This is a genomic window from Aeromonas sp. FDAARGOS 1406 (assembly GCF_019048565.1).
Classification (GTDB): domain Bacteria; phylum Pseudomonadota; class Gammaproteobacteria; order Enterobacterales; family Aeromonadaceae; genus Aeromonas; species Aeromonas caviae.
Map to the genome: position 1 here is coordinate 3,331,354 of NZ_CP077378.1, position 16,785 is coordinate 3,348,138.

The window sequence follows — 16,785 nt, forward strand, 5'->3', positions numbered from 1 at the left end:
TGATATGAAAATTGTGATCGCCCCCGATTCATTCAAGGAGAGCCTGAGCGCCATGGCGGTGGCCGATGCCATCGAGGCCGGTTTCAAGCAGGTGCTGCCGGATGCCACCTACGTCAAGCTGCCCATGGCCGATGGCGGCGAGGGGACGGTGCAGTCTCTGGTGGATGCCACCGGTGGTCGCATCCTGCCGGTCGAGGTGACCGCCCCCCTCGGTAACAGGGTGCAGGGCTTCGTGGGCCTGCTGGGGGATGGCAAGCGCGCCGTCATCGAGATGGCGGCGGCCTCCGGCCTCCATCTGGTGGCGCCCGAGCTGCGCAATCCGCGGCTCACCTCCAGTGTCGGCACCGGGGAGTTGATCCTGGCCGCGCTGGAGATGGGGGTGAACCACCTCATCCTCGGCATCGGCGGCAGCGCCACCAATGACGGCGGTGCCGGCATGATCCAGGCACTCGGCGGCAAGCTCCTGAAAGCAGATGGTACCCCCATCGCGCCGGGCGGTGCCGGTCTTGCCGAGCTGGCCACCATCGACCTGAGCGGGCTGGATCCACGTCTGAGCGGGCTCACCATCGAGGTGGCCTGCGACGTGGACAATCCGCTGTGCGGCCCCAAAGGGGCGTCCGCCGTGTTCGGTCCGCAGAAGGGGGCAACTCCCGAGATGGTGGCCGAGCTGGATGCCAATCTGGCCCGTTACGCGGACTGCATCGAGCAGGCGCTTGGCAAGCAGGTGAAGGCGATCCCGGGAACGGGGGCCGCAGGCGGCATGGGTGCCGCCCTGGTGGGGCTGCTCGGCGCCGAGCTCAAACCCGGCATCCGGATCGTCATCGAGGCGCTGAACCTGGCCGAGGCGGTGGCCGATGCGGATCTGGTCATCACCGGCGAGGGCCGCATCGACAGCCAGACCATCCACGGCAAGACGCCCATCGGGGTGGCTCGCTGTGCCAAGCAGTTCGGCAAGCCGGTGATCGGCATCGCCGGATGCCTCACCGACGACTGCGGCGTGGTGCACGAGCACGGACTGGATGCGGTATTCGCCGTGGTCAATCGGGCCATGTCCCTGCCGGAGGCGCTGGCCACCGCCACCACCAACCTGCAGCTCACGGCCCGCAACGTGGCGGCTCTCTACCTGCTGCGCAAATGACCCTCTCTCCTGGCCGATGCGGTGCATCGGCCTGACCCTGCCCCGTGCAGCAGAGTGAGCGGCCCGTCGTGGCACCTCTGACGCACTTGCCGATCCTTGGGTCGGCTTTTTTTATTATCCTGCTGTCTTTCATATGGTTTTTGTATTCTGACAAGGGGCTTTGCGGCATAGTGATCTCCCGACAGTGAGGGAGCCACGAGAAACAAGGCCCGCCTGAGGGAGGGCTTCCCATTCCGGGGGGCAATATGCGAGGTGCGAGCCATGATCCTGCTGACCCTGGGGGTGGTGTTGTTCACCCTGACTCATCTTTACCCCTGTTTTGCGGCACAGCACCGCGCCCGTCTGCGGGCTCGGCTGGGGGAGAACCGCTACAAGGGGCTCTTCTCGCTGCTGGTGTTCGTCGCCATCGGCTGCATCCTCGCAGGCTGGCGCAGTGCCAGCCCTATGCCTCTCTATTTTCTGCCTGTCTGGGGGCCCACCCTGGTGATGGGGATCATGCCGATCGCCCTTGTCCTGCTGTGTGCGGGGCAGGGGGCGAACCATTTCCGCCGTTGGCTGGTGCATCCCCAGCTGCTCGGGGTGCTGCTCTGGTCGGGGGCCCATCTGGCGGTGAACAGCGAGGCGCGTTCTCTGGTGCTGTTTGGCGGGCTCGGTCTCTGGGCTCTCATCAGCATCGTCTGGATTTCGATGCGGGAGTGGGGTCGTCACCCCCGTGCCGCCGCCACCTGGCAGGGGACGGGGATCAGTCTGGGTGCGGGGCTGGCCCTCACGGCTCTGCTTATCTTCTGGGGACACGGCTGGCTGACCGGGATCCCCCTGCACTGATCCCTGAACCAGATTCCGGGGTCTTGCGTATGATGGACAAAACAATGGGAGTCACGTCGATGAAATGGTTCACCCTGCTGCTGATGCTCGGCTCGGGTGCGGTCTCTGCCGCCTGCCCCGATTACTTCAACGTGGAGATGCGGGAGCTCAACAGCACCCAGCGCCACAACCTCTGCCAGTTGACCGAGGGCAAGGTGGTGCTGGTGGTCAACACCGCCTCCTACTGCGGTTACAGCGGTCAGTTCCGGGATCTGGAAGCCCTCTATCAGGGCTACAAGGAGAAGGGACTGATGGTGCTGGGCTTCCCTTCCAACGATTTCTGGCAGGAGGCGGGCAACGAGAACAAAACCGCCGAGGTGTGCCGCCGGGACTACGGGGTGACCTTCCCCATGTTCAACCGGGTGGCGGTGCGGGGTTCGGATGCGGTGCCGCTGTTCAAGGGGCTGACCGCTGCTGCCGACGGTGATGCGCCCAACTGGAACTTCCACAAGTACCTGGTCGGGCGGGACGGCAAGCTGATTGCGAGCTATGGCGCCAACCAGAATCCGTCGGATGATCCTCTCAAACAGCAGATCATCGATGCCCTGGGGCACTGACCCTACCCCATGGCGGGCCGCTCTGGAATAATGCGGCCCCGCCATCCACTCCGGTGACACCGTGCTGCAACGTCTTCCCCAAATGGTGATCTTCGATGCCCTGGTTCGTGAACAGGGCATCTCGGCGGCTGCGCGCCGCCTCGGGGTTTCCAAATCCCACATCAGCAAGCAGCTCGCCCTGCTGGAAACCGCGCTCGGCGCCCAGCTGGTACAGCGCACTACCCGCCGTTTCGGGCTCACCGAACTGGGTCAGGAGTATGCCCGCCACTGCCGCGCTCTGGTGGCGGTGGCGCTGGAGGCGGAATCCATGGTGGCGGAGCGCCGTGGCAAGGTGAGCGGCGTGCTCCATCTGGGGGTTGGTCAATCCTTCGGGCGGTTGCACGTGATCCCGCGCCTCAAGGCGTTTCAGGCACGTTATCCGGATCTGGAGCTGGAGGTGTCCCTGTTCGATCACCGCACCAATCTGGTGGATGAGGGGCTGGATCTCTGGATCACCACCTACGAGGACAAACCCGAGTCCCTGGTAGGGCAGCGACTGGCAGACATCGGCTTCGTGCTGGTGGCCTCGCCGGATTATCTGCTGAGTCACGGCACGCCACTGCACCCCAGGGATCTGGCCCATCACAATTGCATCACCTACCAGAGCCGGGAGCGGCGTTACCACGAGTGGTCATTTCGCCAGGGCAAGGAGCGCCAGACGGTGCAGGTGGCGGGCAACTATCGGGTGGATCTGGCGGAAGCGGTGCGGGACGCCGCCCTGGCCGGGCTCGGCATCGCCTATGTGGCCAACTACCTGCTGGACAAGGAGCTGCAATCTGGTCAGCTCATCCCTCTGCTGCCCCAGTGGCAACCGAACCAGAAGATGGCGGTGCACGCCGTCTATGCCAGGCGAGAGCATCTGGATCCCAAGATCCGCCTCTTCATCGACTTCCTCAAGGAGAGCTTCGGACCCGGGCCCTACTGGGCGCAGCGACTCGCACCCTGGCTCGGGGGGAAATTGTCCGGCACCGAGGAATAATCGTTTCCATACAAGAACACTGGCGTGAGTGCGGTTTCAAAGTTGTGTCAAATCAGTCAGTTGGCGCAACCGATATCGTGCAAACGTTTTTGCTAACAGGGTTGTAACCCGGCGGGGTTGCGGCGGTGAGGGGAGGGGAGCAGAATCCGCGCCCATCTTCAGCCTCACTGGATGGAATCCCCATGATTGCCCTGCTTGGTATCCTGAGCATCCTGGCCCTGGCCGCACTCTGCTCTGATAATCGTCGTCGTATCCCGTTGCGAACAGTGGGCTTTGCCCTCTGCCTGCAAGTGCTCTTCGCCGCCCTGGTGCTCTGGCTGCCCGCCGGTCAGCAGGTCTTGAACGGTGTCAGCGAGAGCGTCAGCAGCGTCATCGGCTACGGCCAGGAGGGGATTGCCTTCCTGTTCGGGGATCTGGCCAAGTTCAAGCTGGGCTTCATCTTCGCCTTCAACGTGCTGCCGGTGATCATCTTCTTCTCCGCGCTGATCGCCATCCTCTATCACATCGGCCTGATGCCCAAAGTGATCGCCCTGCTCGGCGGCGGCCTGCAGAAATTGCTGGGCACCGGCCGCGCCGAGAGCCTCTCTGCCACCGCCAACATCTTCGTCGGCATGGTGGAAGCGCCGCTGGTGGTCAAACCCTATCTCTCCAGGATGTCCGATTCCCAGTTCTTTGCGGTGATGAGCTGCGGACTGGCCTCGGTAGCCGGCGGCACCCTGGTGGGCTACGCCAGCATCGGGGTCGAGCTGAAATACCTGATTGCGGCGGCTTTCATGTCCGCCCCTGCCGGGCTAGCCATGGCCAAGATCCTGGTGCCGCCCGCCGCGCAAGAGGAAGATCACCACGAAGACGTGGAGATCCCCCGCGCCACCAACGTCATTGAAGCGGCCGCCGATGGCGCCATGGCGGGTCTCAACATCGCCGTCGCCGTGGGGGCGACCCTGCTGGCCTTCGTCGGCGTGATCGCCCTGCTCAACGGCCTGCTGGGCTGGGCCGGCGACCTGGTGGGGCTGGAGCTGAGCTTCCAGATCATCCTGGGCTGGCTGTTTGCCCCCGTCTCCTGGCTCATCGGCGTCCCCTGGGGTCAGGCCCAGGCGGCCGGTGCCCTGATCGGCACCAAGATCGTCATCAACGAGTTCGTCGCCTTCATTGCCCTGGTGCAGGATCAGACCCTGAACGAGTCGAGCAAGGCCATCGTCACCTTCGCCCTGTGCGGTTTCGCCAATATCTCTTCCATGGCGATCCTCATCGGCGGCCTGGGGGCCATGGTGCCGGAGCGCAAGTCCTTCATCGCCCGCTACGGCATGCGCGCCATCCTGGCGGGGGTGTTGGCAAACCTGATGAGCGCCTCCCTGGCAGGCTTGTTCCTCGCCCTCTGATAGACCCTGGAAGTCAGCACCTTCCGGTCATTGCCCGCTTCGGCGGGCTTTTTTGCACCCGCTTGCAGGCAAAAAAAAGCGCCTCTGGGGAGGCGCGGGGAAAAGACAGATTGGAAGCGTCACATGGGTGCCACCTGAATGAGGGATGAGCCGTCCCATCCAAGTGTGAAGCCATGATGCCTGATACTCTCTGAAGCGCTTCTGAGGCGATTCTTCATACTGTGTTCATTTTCAAAATGCTGCTGCAATGTGATTTTTAAATGATTTATGCTGAAATAAAATAAATAATCAGTGATTTATTTTGCTGTGCGGCTCAAAGGAAAGATGAATCGGGGCGGTGGGCATGCTCCTGCCATGGGGCGGATCTGGCGGCAGATTATCCCGGTGCAGGCTCAACACATCACGCAACCATGCTGCCAGATGGCAAGCAACCAGCATGTGATGGAGATGCTGTCCGTCATGGGCAGTGCAACGCCGCCTGCGGTCTGCTGTTGGGCCCAGCAACTCGTATGTGATGAAGATGCCGCTCGTCAGAGGATCCGCGCGAGTGGCCTGCGGTCTGTGGTGCCTGCACCCGCAACCCGCATTTGACAGGAGGCGCACCCTTTCATGGGGTCAGCGCGAAGTGGTCTGCGCTCTCCTGCTCCAGTGCCAGCAACCAGCGCTTGATGGGGATGCCTCCCCCGTAGCCGGTCAGTTCACCGCTGCGCCCTATGACCCTGTGGCAGGGCACTATGATGCTGAGGGGATTGCGGCCGTTGGCGGCGCCTACCGCCCGCACGGCCCTGGGGTTGCCGATGGCCTCTGCAATCTGGAGGTAGCTGACGGTCTCGCCGTAGGGAATGTCGCACAACGCCCGCCACACGGCCTGCTGGAATGGTGTGCCCGTGGCGGCCAGGGGGAGATCGAAGCGCCGCAGGCGGCCGGCAAAGTAGTCGACAAACTGCTCGACGAAGGGGGCCAGGGCGGCATCATCCCGCTGCCACTCCGGTTGCGGCAGGACGGGGCGCTCCCCTTGCACGAATTCCACGTGGCGCAGCCCGGCCCCATCGATGGCGATGAGCAGGGGCCCCTTGGCACATTCACAAAAGCTGTACTGCATTCTCTTGTCCTCGGGGTTGTGGCAGGTCACTCCAGCACGGGCTTGCCGCGGGTGGATTTGATCTCTCCCTTGCGTTTCTTGGCATCGACCCGCTTGCGTTGGGAGCTGCGGGTCGGCTTGGTGGCGTGGCGGGCCTTGGGGCGCCAGGCGGCTTTTTTCAGCAGCTCGGTCAGGCGGCTCATGGCCTCCTTGCGATTCATGTCCTGGCTGCGATGGGTCTCGACCCTGATCTGGATGAAGCCGTCGTGAACCCGGCTGTCGCTGAGCCGCTCCAGTCCCTCCTTGTAGAGCGGCGGCAGGCTGGGGGAGTCGCGATAATCGAAGCGCAGCCAGACGGCGGAGTCGGTCTTGTTGACGTGCTGGCCGCCATTGCCCTGGGCCCGCATGGTCTGGAATTGCAGTTCATGCCAGGGGATGATCACGCTGTTGGAGATGACTAACATGGGGTGATGCTCTCATTTGGTGCATCAAGGGAGTCTGGTGCAGCTTGGTGCCTCATTATGGGGCGAGATGCGCTTCCTTGGTGATCCTGAGCCTTTCTGGCTCAGAGTGTCATATCTATCTATATGAAAATAAACGATAAAAATACTTGGCACAAGAATTGATGACCCATTCGTGACATACCATGGATTGGGAGCAACCAGATGAAGCTGATTACTGCGATTATCAAACCTTTCAAGTTGGACGACGTGCGCGAGGCCATCGCCAACCTGGGGGTGGAAGGCCTGACCGTCTCCGAAGTGAAGGGTTTTGGTCGCCAGAAGGGGCACACCGAATTATACCGGGGGGCCGAGTACCAGGTCGACTTTCTGCCGAAGGTGAAGCTGGAGATCGCCACCGCAGACGAGAACGTCGAAGGGGTGATCGAGGCCATCTGCAAGGCTGCCTATACCGGCAAAATCGGTGACGGCAAGATTTTCGTCTATGACCTGCTGCAAGCGGTGCGTATTCGTACTGGTGAGAGCGACGACGAGGCGCTCTGAGTACGCTCCTTTGCCCGGCCGGGTCGGGCAAAGGTCCGGGCAGGTTCTGCCGACAGTGTGAAGGGGTGGTCGTCGAAAGACCGGATGGGATTCCATCCGGTCTTTTTGTTTGGCCGCTGATTAAATAGATCGTTCCAACCCAGCAAACAGCCTTGATCCTCTCCTCCCGATTCATGCAGAATGCAAACGAAAATGGTTATCACTCTTTACGCAGACAAGGAACGGATGATGAAAATGAAGATGTTGGCACTGGCTTTCTCCACGCTTGTCGCCCAGTCGGCGTTCGCCGCCCAGGAGGTAAACGTCTATTCGAACCGTCAGGATGAGCTGATCAAGCCCATCATCCAGCAGTTCGAGAAGGAGACTGGGATCAAGGTCAATGTGGTGTTTGCCAAAGAGGGGCTGAACGAGCGTCTGGAACGGGAAGGCAAGCTCTCTCCGGCCGATCTGATGCTGACCGTGGACATCAGCCGTCTGACCGAGCTGGTGGACAAGGACCTGGTGCAGCCGGTGGACAGCAAGACGCTGCAGGAGAACATCCCCGCCATCTATCGCGATCCGGACAACCGCTGGTTCGCCCTGACCACCCGGGTGCGTGCCATCTACTCCAGCAAGGAGCGTCTTGGCAAGCTCGACACCATCCGCTACGAAGATCTGGTCAAGCCTGAATTCAAAGGAAAAATTTGTACCCGTAGCGGCAAGCACGAGTACAATGTGGCGCTGGTTTCGTCCATGATTGCCCATCACGGCATGGCGGACACCAAGACCTGGCTGGAAGGGGTCAAGGCCAACCTGGCGCGCAAGCCCCAGGGCAACGACCGTGATCAGGTCAAGGCGATCAAGGACGGCATCTGTGATGTCTCCCTGGGCAACAGCTATTACCTGGGTGCCATGTTGAAGGACCCGGCGCAGAAGTCCTGGGCCGACGCGGTGGAGATCAACTTCCCGAACCAGGGTGATCGCGGTGCCCACGTCAACGTGAGCGGCGTGGCCATGACCAAGTATGCCAAGAACAAGGACGCAGCACAGAAGCTGATGGAGTTCCTCTCCGGGGATACCGCCCAGCACATGTATGCGGATGTGAATGCCGAGTACCCGGTCAAGGCAGGGGTCGAGCCTTCTGCCATGGTCAAGTCCTGGGGCACGTTCAAGTCTGACCCCATGCCGGTCAGCGATTATGCCAAGCACCGCAAGGACGCCTTGCAACTGCTGGATGAAGTGAAATTCGACTTGTAATCAGATGGGGCCAACGGCCCCATCAACTTCTGTGGACTCATGAAACATTTTGGATGGATTGCCGGCAGCTGGGTCACCGCTCTGCTGCTGGGTTTGCCGGTACTCGCCCTGCTCTTCTCCGCCTTCTCGGCTGATGGGGAACTGTTTGCCCACCTCGCCGATACCGTACTGCCCGACTATCTGCGAAACACGTCCGGCCTGGTGCTGGGGGTGGTCTGCCTCAGCCTGCTGTTCGGAGTGCCCACCGCCTGGCTGGTGGCCATGTGCGAGGTGCCGGGGCGCCGCGCCCTGCAATGGGCGCTGATGCTGCCCATGGCGATGCCCTCCTATATCGTTGCCTACGTCTATACCGACCTGTTCGACTACTCGGGCCCGTTGCAGGCGGGGCTGCGTGCCCTGTTTGGCTGGCAGGGACCTGCCGACTACTGGTTCCCGGTCATTCGCTCCCTCGGGGGCGCCGCCTGGGTGCTGGCGCTGGTGCTCTTCCCCTATGTCTATCTGCTGGCACGGGCCTCCTTCCTGGAGCAGTCGGTCAGCCTCATTCACTCCAGCCGTCTGCTCGGCTGCACCCCCTGGCAGAGCTTTCGCCGCTTGAGCCTCCCCCTGGCCCGTCCGGCCATCATGGTGGGGGCATCTCTGGTCGCGATGGAAACTCTGGCGGACTTTGCCACCGTCCACTTCTTTGCCATCAACACCCTGACCACCGCCATCTACGACACCTGGCTCGGCTACGGCAGCCTGGCGACCGCCGCCAAGCTCTCCTGTCTGATGCTGCTGGCGGTGGTGCTGCTCATCGCGCTGGAGCGCCGCTCCCGCCAGCGCCAGCAGGTGTTCCAGAAGTCCATGGGCTTCGAGCAGCCCCTGCGTTACCCCCTCGGGGGCCTGAGGGGCGTGCTGGCCGGGCTCTGGTGCTGGGGCCTGGTGCTGGCGGGGTTCGCCCTGCCGTTCGTCATCCTGCTCGATTACGGGGTGCGTTACTTCGCGTTGTCGTGGACGCCCGAATTCGTGCGCTTTGCGGGCAACAGCCTCGCCATCTCGGCCCTGACCGCCCTGCTGGCCATGGGCATCGCCCTGCTGCTCGGCTTCTTCCGTCGCCTCGATGGGGGGACTCGCAGCCTGCTGCCCCTGCGCCTCGCCGCCATGGGCTATGCCATGCCGGGGACCGTGCTGGCCATCGGCGTGCTGGTGCCGCTCACGGCCCTTGATTTTGGCATCAACGATCTGGCCGAGTGGCTCGGGATGCCGGGCCCCGGTCTGCTCCTGACCGGCACCCTCACCGCCATCGTGTTCGGCTATCTGGTGCGCTTCGTGGCCATCGCCATCGGGTCGGTGGAGAGCAGCATGAGCAAGATCTCCCCCAGCCTCGACATGGCGGCCCGCTCTCTGGGGCAGGGGGCGGGCGGCATGCTGCGTCGCATTCACCTGCCGCTGGTACGGCGCGGCCTCTTTGCCGGCGCCATGCTGGTGTTCATCGAATCCATGAAGGAGCTGCCCGCCGCCCTGCTGCTGCGGCCGTTCAACTTCGAAACCCTGGCGACCCACGTCTATCAGTTCGTCTCGGACGAGATGCTGGAGCGGGGGGCGCTCGGTGCCATCGTCATCGTGCTGGTGGGGCTGATTCCCCTGCTGTGGATCAACCGTACCCTGGATGGTCCAGGCCATTGAGCGGCCCCGTCCGGCATCACTACGCGAGAGGAAAAGAACCTTGTCCTGCCTGAATATCGAGAAGGTCAGCTGTCACTACAATGGCCGCCCCGTGCTGGAGCAGCTCTCCCTGCAGGTGGCCGACAACGAGATCGTCTGTCTGCTGGGGGCCAGCGGCTGTGGCAAGACCACGCTGCTCAAGGCGGTGGCCGGTCTGCTGCCCCTGGCCCAGGGGGAGATCCGGCTGGGAGAGACCCTGCTCGATGCCCCCGGCGTGAGTGTGCCGCCGGAGGCCCGCCATATCGGCATGATCTTCCAGGATTACGCTCTCTTTCCTCACCTGACGGTGGCCGAGAACGTCGGCTTCGGCCTGACCGGGCAGGATCGCGGCAGCCGCCAGCAGCAGGTGGAAGAGGCGCTGGCGCTGGTCAACCTGCAGGGATTGGGGGAGCGCTATCCCCATCAGCTCTCCGGCGGCCAGCAGCAGCGGGTGGCCATCGCCCGCGCCCTGGTGTGCAAGCCGCGCCTGATGCTGCTGGACGAGCCCTTCTCCAACATCGACACCCAGGTGCGGATGAAGCTGATCCTCGAGATCCGCACCCTGCTCAAACAGCAGGGCATTGGCGCCATCTTCGTCAGCCACAGCAAGGAAGAGGCCTTCGCCTTCGCCGATCGGCTGGCCCTGTTTCGCGCCGGTCGCATCGAGCAGGTGGGGGAGCCGGAGCAGCTCTATCGCCGCCCCGGGAACCGCTTCGTGGCGGAGTTTCTCGGCGGGGTCAACTATCTGGCGGCCGAGGTGGTGGACAGCCACTGCGTGCAGACCCTCCTTGGAACCATCTGCGGTCAGGAGCCCCATGGCCGCGCGGTGGGGGAGCGGCTGCAGCTCATGCTCAGACCCCAGCAGTTGGCGCTGACGGCGGCGGATGACGGTGAGCTCCGGGTGCGTGAGCAACAGTTCCTGGGCCATCACTGCCGGGTACTGGTGGAGTGTGGCGGCCAGCAACTGGAAGCCAGCATCGGTGAGCCTCTGGAAGGGGAGCGCGCGCGGGTGACCGTGGCGCCTCATGCCCTGGTGTTGTTTGACCCCTTGCCCTGAGTGCGTGGTATTGTCGTGAAATCAATGAACTGGAAGCGCGCTGGTTTATAATCGCGCCACGCCCATAGCCAACGCACTTGGAGAGAGACATGAAAGCCCAAGCCGGGATCTGCGCAGAGCCGAATCTGCACGCCCTCTATCTGATGTTCAATCGCACCGGTGACGCCGCTGCCCTGACCTCCCGCCTGGCCAGCCTGCCAGCACTCTGGGAGGCGGTGAGCGCCGACTTCCCCGATGCTGCCTTCAGCGGTCTGGTCGCCGTCGGGGCCGACGCCTGGGATGATCTCTATCCTGCCGCCCGGCCGCCCCAGTTCCGCGGTTTCATGGCGCAATCCGCCAACGGTCAGGAGGCCCCCAATACCCCGTTCGATCTGTTCGTGCAGTTGCGTGCTGATCGGGTGGACGTGCTGCATCATGCCGGTCATCGCGTCATGGCCCTTCTGGCCGGGCTTGTTGAATTGGCCGAGGAAGTCCGCGGTTTTCGCAACCAGGATTGCCGGGATCTGACCGGTTTCGTCGACGGCACCGAGAACCCGCAGGATGAGCACCGCGCCGTGGTGGCGTTGCTGGACGGCGGCGAGTTCGCCGGTGGCTCCTACATCCACGTGCAGCGCTGGGTCCACGCCATGAGCGACTGGGAGAAGCTGGCCCTGAAGGAGCAGGAAGACATCATAGGCCGCACCAAAGTCGACAACATCGAATACGAGTCCGCCGACAAGCCGCTCACTTCCCACATCAAGCGGGTCAACCTCAAGACCCCGAAGGGGGAGTCCATGGAGATCCTGCGCCAGAGCATGCCCTGGGGCACCATGAGCGAGCAGGGGCTCTACTTCATCTCCTGCTGCCGCACGCCGCTGCACTTCAACGCCATGCTGGCCAGCATGTACAAAGGGGAAGGCAGCCACTTCGATCACCTGCTGCGCTTCACCCGGGCGGTGACCGGCGCGGCCTTCTTCGCCCCTTCCGTCGATTTTCTGGTGGCCGAGGGCAAATAAGCCCGGCCTGCCGACCGCTCAAAACAAAAAATCCCGGCCAAGGCCGGGATTTTTGTGCGGATCGCCCAAGGCGACCGGATCAGGGCGTCTGCTCGAACAGCTCGAGGGCGGAGAGGTAGAGCTCCTCGATGTCGGTATCGCTGGTCGGGGTGATGAAGATGGTGTCATCACCGGCGATGGTGCCGAGGATCCCTTCGGCCTTGCCGAGGGAGTCAAGCAGGCGGGCGATCAGCTGGGCTGCGCCGGGGCTGGTGTGGATCACCACCAGAGCGCCGTTGTGGTCGACATCCAGCACCAGGTTCTTGAGGGGGCTGGAGGTGGTGGGCACGCCCAGCTCCACCGGCAGACAGTAGACCATCTCCATCTTGGCATTGCGGGTGCGAACGGCGCCGAAGCGGCTCAGCATGCGCGAGACCTTGGATTGGTTGATGTTCTCGAAGCCCATCTCTTGCAGGGCAGTCACTATCTCTGCCTGGGAGCCGAAACGCTCCTCTTTCAGCAAGGCTTTAAAGGCCTTGGCCAGTTTTTCTTGCTTGTCGTTATGTTTCATCTTGGACTCACGAATGAGGGGAGTGACCGCCTGTCACGCTCAGGCGGCAGATACGAACAGCGCTGCTATTTTGCATTCATATGCCTGTTTTGGCAAGGAAGCGGCGCTTGTTCTGCATATTGATTCAAATATAGCTTGCATCAACTTATGCTGGCGCTAGAATCAGGACGAAATTTTGAAAACTTATTCAATTGGGCTGTATGGGTATCGAATTAATCGGCATCGAAAAATCCTGGCACAAGGTGCCGGTACTGCAGCAGGTGAGCTTTCGGACTGCTCCCGGCGAGACCTTGGTATTGCTGGGCCCGAGCGGGGCAGGCAAGAGCTCTCTGCTGCGCATGATGAACTTGCTGGACACGCCGGATGCCGGTGTGTTGCGCATCGCAGACTGTGAATTTTCTTTCCCGTCCAGCCTCTCAACTGCCGAATTCAACCGTCAGGCACAGGCGCTGCGCCGCAAGGTGGGCATGGTGTTCCAGCAGTACAATCTGTGGCCGCACCTCACCGTGATGGAGAATCTGATTGAAGCGCCCGTCAAGGTGCTCGGCATGAGCCGCGACGCGGCCATCGAGAAAGGGGCCTATTTGCTGGCCCAGCTGCAACTGGCCGACAAACGGGACGCCTGGCCCGCACGGCTTTCCGGTGGCCAGCAGCAGCGGGTCGCCATTGCCCGGACCCTGATGATGGATCCCCAGGTGCTGCTGTTTGACGAACCGACGGCTGCCCTGGATCCCGAAATTACCAAAGAGGTGGCGGAGATCATCCGCACTCTGAGCCAGACCGGCATCACCCAGGTGGTGGTGACCCACGAGGTGGAGTTCGCCCGCAAGGTGGCCAGTCAGGTGATCTATCTGGAGAAGGGGCGGATCATCGAATCCGGCACCGCCGCCATCTTCCAGTCCCCGCAAACCAGCCGGTTTGCCGAATTCTTGATGCATTGATATTGAGTCGATAAGGAAGCTGTCATGAAAAAGAGTCTGTTGCTGATCGCCGCCATGGGTCTGCTGAGCACTTCTGTGCTGGCCAAAGAGATCAAGTTCGCCACCGAGGCAACCTATGCGCCGTTCGAATACCTGGATGACAAGAACGAGTTCCAGGGCTTTGACATCGATCTGGCCCGCGCTGTCTGCGAGCAGGCCAAGCTGGAGTGCAGCTTCCACAACCAGGCCTTCGACAGCCTGATCCCCAGCCTCAAGTTCCGTCGCTATGATGCCGTCATCGCCGCCATGGACGTGACGCCGGAGCGGGCCGCCCAGGTCGACTTCTCCGACATCTATTACGAGAACTCCGCGGTGTTCGTCGCCAAGAAAGAGACCTTCAAGGGGCCGGACGATCTGGTGGACAAGACAGTCGGCGTGCAGAACGGCACTTCTCACCAGTCCTATCTGGTGGACAACTGGGTGAGCAAGGGTCTGCTGACCGTGCCCTACGCCAGCTACCAGAGCGCCTTCCTGGACATGATGAATGGCCGTACTGACGGCGTGTTTGCCGATACGGCGGTGGCCGCCGACTGGCTCAAGCAGCACAAGGAATACGCCGTGGTGGGTACCCCGGTGACCGACGCCAAGTACTTCGGTACCGGTTTTGGCATCGCGGTGGCCAAGGGCAACCAGGAACTGCTGACCCAGCTGAACAAGGGGCTGGCCGAGATCAAGGCCAACGGCACCTATCAGAAGATCTATGACAAGTACTTCGCGCAGTAAGCCATGTTGAGCCTGTTGTTGGATGCAGCCTGGATGACCCTCGGGCTGGCCCTGGCATCCCTGGTCGGTGGCATGGTGCTGGCACTGGCATTCAGTGCGGCTGAGTTGAGCAAGCAGCGTTGGCTGGTGTGGCCCGTGGCCACCCTGACCACCTTGATTCGTGGTCTGCCCGAGTTGCTGGTGGTGCTCTTCATCTACTTCGGCTCGACCCAGGTGCTGTTCCTCATCACCGGGGAGTATGTGGAGTTCAGCCCGTTCGCCTGCGGTGTGCTGGCGCTCTCCCTGCTGTTTGCGAGCTACGCCACCCAGACCCTGCGTGCCGCCCTCAATGCGGTGCCCCCTGGGCAGCGGCTGGCGGCGCAGGCGCTCGGCCTGGGCAAGGGGCACACCTTCTTTCGCATCGTGCTGCCCCAGGCCTGGCGTCACGCCCTGCCCGGGCTCGGCAACCAGTGGCTGGTGCTGCTGAAAGACACCGCTCTGGTCTCCCTCATCGGGGTGAACGAGATGATGCGTCAGGCACAGATGGCTTCGGCCAGCACCTATCAACCCTTCACCTGGTACGCCGCTGCCGCCCTCATCTATCTGGCTATTAGTCTGGTGAGTGAATTCGGTTTGAAGCAGGCGTCCCGCTATACCCGCCGTTACGGAGGCTGACCATGCAGGATTACCTGATGACCCTGCTGGGAGGGCTGGCGATCACCCTGCAGCTCACCGCGTTCAGCTTGTTGCTGGGCGTGCTGATGGCGGCCGGCATGACCTGGGTGCTGGAGCGTCGCATTCCGGTGGCGACCCAGCTGGTGCAGCTCTGGGTATTGGTCTTTACCGGTACGCCGCTGCTCATCCAGATCTTCCTCATCTACTACGGGCCTGGCCAGTTTGAATGGCTCAAGGCGGGGCCGCTCTGGCCGCTGCTCAAGCAACCCTGGTTCTGCGCCGTGCTGGCGCTCGGTTTCAATACCGCAGCCTACTCCACCCGGCTGTTCAAAGGGGCGCTCGACGCCATCCCCGCCGGTGAAGTGGAGGCCTGCCGTGCGCTCGGCTTCTCGGCCGGACAGACCCTGTGGATGAAGACCCGCCATGCCGCCCGTCGGCTGGTCCCCGCCTATTCCAACGAGGTGATCCTGGTGCTCAAGGGGAGTTCGCTCGCCAGTACCATCACCATCATGGACATCATGGGGCTGGCCCAGCGTCTCAACGCCCAGACCTATGACACCCTGGCGGTGTTCACCGTGGCCGGAGCGCTCTATCTGACCATGAATGGATTGTTAACAATTGGTTTCCGCTGGTGTGAGCGTCGGGCACTGGCTTTCCAGTCCTGAAGCAGTCACATTTACCTCTTAATGATGAGGGAAGCACAGGAAATCTGTGTCTTTCCTCCCATTTATCGCATATTCCTCTCCGCTTTCATCGCCGCTTGTTCCCTGGCTCACAGAACCCGTGATTACAACTGTTATCAGATTGTTTTTTAGGAGGGGATCCTTTAAGGTGAGGCGCACAATAAGAATCAGCGTTAACCCAACTAGAAACAACCTTAAACCTACGCTTAGACATGGAGTTGATCATGAAAGTTGCCGTTCTGGGTGCCGCCGGTGGCATCGGCCAAGCCCTCGCTCTGCTGTTGAAAAACCGCCTGCCTGCCGGTTCCGAACTGAGCCTGTATGACATTGCCCCGGTCACTCCGGGCGTGGCGGCGGACCTGAGCCACATCCCGACTGACGTGAAAGTAAAAGGTTTCTGCGGTGAAGATCCGAGCCCGGCTCTGGTCGGCGCCGATGTCGTGCTGATCTCTGCCGGCGTGGCGCGCAAGCCCGGCATGGACCGTTCCGACCTGTTTAACATCAACGCCGGTATCGTCAAGAACCTGGTGGAAAAGTGTGCTGCTTCCTGCCCGAAAGCACTGATCGGCATCATCACCAACCCGGTCAACACCACGGTCGCCATCGCCGCCGAAGTGCTGAAGAAAGCCGGTGTCTATGACAAGCGTCGCCTGTTCGGCGTGACCACCCTGGATGTGATCCGTGGCGAGACCTTCGTGGCCGAAGCCAAGGGCCTGAACGTTGACAAGGTACGTGTCAACGTCATCGGCGGTCACAGTGGCGTGACCATTCTGCCGCTGCTCTCCCAGGTTGAAGGCGCCAGCTTCACCGCTGAGGAAGTGGCTGCCATGACCAAGCGCATTCAGAATGCCGGTACCGAAGTGGTGGAAGCCAAGGCCGGTGGCGGTTCCGCCACTCTCTCCATGGGTCAGGCAGCCTGCCGTTTCGGTCTGTCGCTCATCAAGGGTCTGCAAGGGGAAGCCAACGTCATCGAGTGTGCCTATGTGGAAGGCAACGGTGAGCACGCCACCTTCTTCGCGCAGCCGGTGCTGCTCGGCAAGAACGGTGTCGAAACCGTGCTGGACTACGGCAAGCTGAGCGCCTTCGAGCAGGAAGCGATGGACAGCATGCTGGCCACCCTGAAGGCTGACATCCAGCTGGGCGTCGACTTCGTCAAGTAAGTTGCTACGTCGACCGCAAGGGG

The 16,785-nt window shown here is 62.1% G+C and carries 18 protein-coding genes; 15 read left to right on the forward strand and 3 right to left on the reverse strand.

Features of this window, described 5'->3' with window-relative positions:
* Positions 1 to 4 precede the first annotated feature (4 nt).
* The 5 genes from I6L36_RS15805 (at position 5) to I6L36_RS15825 (ending at position 4,956) form a co-directional block, all read left to right on the forward strand.
* On the forward strand, positions 5 to 1,138 hold the full coding sequence (locus tag I6L36_RS15805; protein ID WP_109112361.1) for a glycerate kinase: 1,134 nt from the start codon (positions 5 to 7) through the stop codon (positions 1,136 to 1,138).
* A gap of 261 nt (positions 1,139 to 1,399) precedes the next feature.
* On the forward strand, positions 1,400 to 1,963 hold the full coding sequence (locus I6L36_RS15810) for an NnrU family protein (protein WP_103857977.1): 564 nt from the start codon (positions 1,400 to 1,402) through the stop codon (positions 1,961 to 1,963).
* 59 nt (positions 1,964 to 2,022) lie between these two features.
* Complete coding sequence (locus tag I6L36_RS15815; protein WP_103857976.1) at positions 2,023 to 2,559, forward strand: glutathione peroxidase; 537 nt, start codon at positions 2,023 to 2,025, stop codon at positions 2,557 to 2,559.
* Between the two features lie 82 nt (positions 2,560 to 2,641).
* Positions 2,642 to 3,577, forward strand: coding sequence for a LysR family transcriptional regulator (locus I6L36_RS15820; RefSeq protein WP_010673064.1), 936 nt, complete (start codon positions 2,642 to 2,644; stop codon positions 3,575 to 3,577).
* 182 nt (positions 3,578 to 3,759) lie between these two features.
* Positions 3,760 to 4,956, forward strand: coding sequence for a NupC/NupG family nucleoside CNT transporter (locus tag I6L36_RS15825; protein WP_052814798.1), 1,197 nt, complete (start codon positions 3,760 to 3,762; stop codon positions 4,954 to 4,956).
* A 607-nt stretch (positions 4,957 to 5,563) separates the two neighbouring features.
* Here the strand turns inward: I6L36_RS15825 and I6L36_RS15830 are convergent.
* Together I6L36_RS15830 and arfB are read right to left on the reverse strand one after the other, a co-directional pair.
* A complete protein-coding gene (locus tag I6L36_RS15830) occupies positions 5,564 to 6,058 on the reverse strand; it encodes a methylated-DNA--[protein]-cysteine S-methyltransferase (protein WP_052814794.1) in 495 nt (164 codons plus the stop codon).
* A gap of 26 nt (positions 6,059 to 6,084) precedes the next feature.
* Entirely contained in the window at positions 6,085 to 6,501 is a 417-nt protein-coding gene (gene arfB, locus I6L36_RS15835) for an alternative ribosome rescue aminoacyl-tRNA hydrolase ArfB (protein ID WP_010673067.1), read from the reverse strand.
* Between the two features lie 201 nt (positions 6,502 to 6,702).
* Between arfB and glnK the strand changes: the two genes are divergently transcribed.
* From glnK to I6L36_RS15860, 5 genes are all read left to right on the forward strand, one after another.
* A complete protein-coding gene (gene glnK, locus I6L36_RS15840) occupies positions 6,703 to 7,041 on the forward strand; it encodes a P-II family nitrogen regulator (RefSeq protein WP_005332325.1) in 339 nt (112 codons plus the stop codon).
* 228 nt (positions 7,042 to 7,269) lie between these two features.
* Positions 7,270 to 8,277, forward strand: coding sequence for a Fe(3+) ABC transporter substrate-binding protein (locus I6L36_RS15845; RefSeq protein WP_010673068.1), 1,008 nt, complete (start codon positions 7,270 to 7,272; stop codon positions 8,275 to 8,277).
* 39 nt (positions 8,278 to 8,316) lie between these two features.
* On the forward strand, positions 8,317 to 9,942 hold the full coding sequence (locus I6L36_RS15850; protein ID WP_109112362.1) for an iron ABC transporter permease: 1,626 nt from the start codon (positions 8,317 to 8,319) through the stop codon (positions 9,940 to 9,942).
* Positions 9,943 to 9,982: 40 nt separating this feature from the next.
* The gene (locus tag I6L36_RS15855; protein ID WP_109112363.1) at positions 9,983 to 11,017 is read left to right on the forward strand and encodes an ABC transporter ATP-binding protein; all 1,035 of its coding nucleotides are present in this window, start codon (positions 9,983 to 9,985) and stop codon (positions 11,015 to 11,017) included.
* 89 nt (positions 11,018 to 11,106) lie between these two features.
* Entirely contained in the window at positions 11,107 to 12,012 is a 906-nt protein-coding gene (locus tag I6L36_RS15860) for a Dyp-type peroxidase (RefSeq protein WP_039039974.1), read from the forward strand.
* A 79-nt stretch (positions 12,013 to 12,091) separates the two neighbouring features.
* On the opposite strand, the gene argR is transcribed toward I6L36_RS15860, so the two are convergent.
* A complete protein-coding gene (argR, locus tag I6L36_RS15865) occupies positions 12,092 to 12,562 on the reverse strand; it encodes a transcriptional regulator ArgR (protein ID WP_005308670.1) in 471 nt (156 codons plus the stop codon).
* Positions 12,563 to 12,762: 200 nt separating this feature from the next.
* Between argR and I6L36_RS15870 the strand changes: the two genes are divergently transcribed.
* From I6L36_RS15870 to mdh, 5 genes are all read left to right on the forward strand, one after another.
* Positions 12,763 to 13,503 carry an ATP-binding cassette domain-containing protein gene (locus I6L36_RS15870; protein WP_041210949.1) on the forward strand — a complete coding sequence of 247 codons (741 nt, stop codon included), beginning with the start codon at positions 12,763 to 12,765 and terminating at the stop codon, positions 13,501 to 13,503.
* Between the two features lie 24 nt (positions 13,504 to 13,527).
* Positions 13,528 to 14,265, forward strand: coding sequence for an arginine ABC transporter substrate-binding protein (locus tag I6L36_RS15875; protein WP_010673073.1), 738 nt, complete (start codon positions 13,528 to 13,530; stop codon positions 14,263 to 14,265).
* A gap of 3 nt (positions 14,266 to 14,268) precedes the next feature.
* Complete coding sequence (artQ, locus tag I6L36_RS15880) at positions 14,269 to 14,919, forward strand: arginine ABC transporter permease ArtQ (protein WP_010673074.1); 651 nt, start codon at positions 14,269 to 14,271, stop codon at positions 14,917 to 14,919.
* A gap of 2 nt (positions 14,920 to 14,921) precedes the next feature.
* A complete protein-coding gene (gene artM / locus I6L36_RS15885) occupies positions 14,922 to 15,584 on the forward strand; it encodes an arginine ABC transporter permease ArtM (RefSeq protein ID WP_010673075.1) in 663 nt (220 codons plus the stop codon).
* Positions 15,585 to 15,826: 242 nt separating this feature from the next.
* Positions 15,827 to 16,762 (forward strand): malate dehydrogenase, encoded by a 936-nt coding sequence (mdh, locus tag I6L36_RS15890; RefSeq protein ID WP_010673076.1) that lies wholly within the window; start codon positions 15,827 to 15,829, stop codon positions 16,760 to 16,762.
* The last annotated feature ends 23 nt before the right edge of the window (positions 16,763 to 16,785 follow it).

Bases quoted from the DNA above. Each gene is read 5' to 3' on its own strand.
- I6L36_RS15805 (WP_109112361.1), top strand. From the start codon at position 5: ATGAAAATTGTGATCGCCCCCGATTCATTCAAGGAGAGCCTGAGCGCC.
- I6L36_RS15810 (WP_103857977.1), top strand. From the start codon at position 1,400: ATGATCCTGCTGACCCTGGGGGTGGTGTTGTTCACCCTGACTCATCTT.
- I6L36_RS15815 (WP_103857976.1), top strand. From the start codon at position 2,023: ATGAAATGGTTCACCCTGCTGCTGATGCTCGGCTCGGGTGCGGTCTCT.
- I6L36_RS15820 (WP_010673064.1), top strand. From the start codon at position 2,642: ATGGTGATCTTCGATGCCCTGGTTCGTGAACAGGGCATCTCGGCGGCT.
- I6L36_RS15825 (WP_052814798.1), top strand. From the start codon at position 3,760: ATGATTGCCCTGCTTGGTATCCTGAGCATCCTGGCCCTGGCCGCACTC.
- I6L36_RS15830 (WP_052814794.1), bottom strand. From the start codon at position 6,058: ATGCAGTACAGCTTTTGTGAATGTGCCAAGGGGCCCCTGCTCATCGCC.
- arfB (WP_010673067.1), bottom strand. From the start codon at position 6,501: ATGTTAGTCATCTCCAACAGCGTGATCATCCCCTGGCATGAACTGCAA.
- glnK (WP_005332325.1), top strand. From the start codon at position 6,703: ATGAAGCTGATTACTGCGATTATCAAACCTTTCAAGTTGGACGACGTG.
- I6L36_RS15845 (WP_010673068.1), top strand. From the start codon at position 7,270: ATGAAAATGAAGATGTTGGCACTGGCTTTCTCCACGCTTGTCGCCCAG.
- I6L36_RS15850 (WP_109112362.1), top strand. From the start codon at position 8,317: ATGAAACATTTTGGATGGATTGCCGGCAGCTGGGTCACCGCTCTGCTG.
- I6L36_RS15860 (WP_039039974.1), top strand. From the start codon at position 11,107: ATGAAAGCCCAAGCCGGGATCTGCGCAGAGCCGAATCTGCACGCCCTC.
- argR (WP_005308670.1), bottom strand. From the start codon at position 12,562: ATGAAACATAACGACAAGCAAGAAAAACTGGCCAAGGCCTTTAAAGCC.
- I6L36_RS15870 (WP_041210949.1), top strand. From the start codon at position 12,763: ATGGGTATCGAATTAATCGGCATCGAAAAATCCTGGCACAAGGTGCCG.
- I6L36_RS15875 (WP_010673073.1), top strand. From the start codon at position 13,528: ATGAAAAAGAGTCTGTTGCTGATCGCCGCCATGGGTCTGCTGAGCACT.
- artQ (WP_010673074.1), top strand. From the start codon at position 14,269: ATGTTGAGCCTGTTGTTGGATGCAGCCTGGATGACCCTCGGGCTGGCC.
- artM (WP_010673075.1), top strand. From the start codon at position 14,922: ATGCAGGATTACCTGATGACCCTGCTGGGAGGGCTGGCGATCACCCTG.
- mdh (WP_010673076.1), top strand. From the start codon at position 15,827: ATGAAAGTTGCCGTTCTGGGTGCCGCCGGTGGCATCGGCCAAGCCCTC.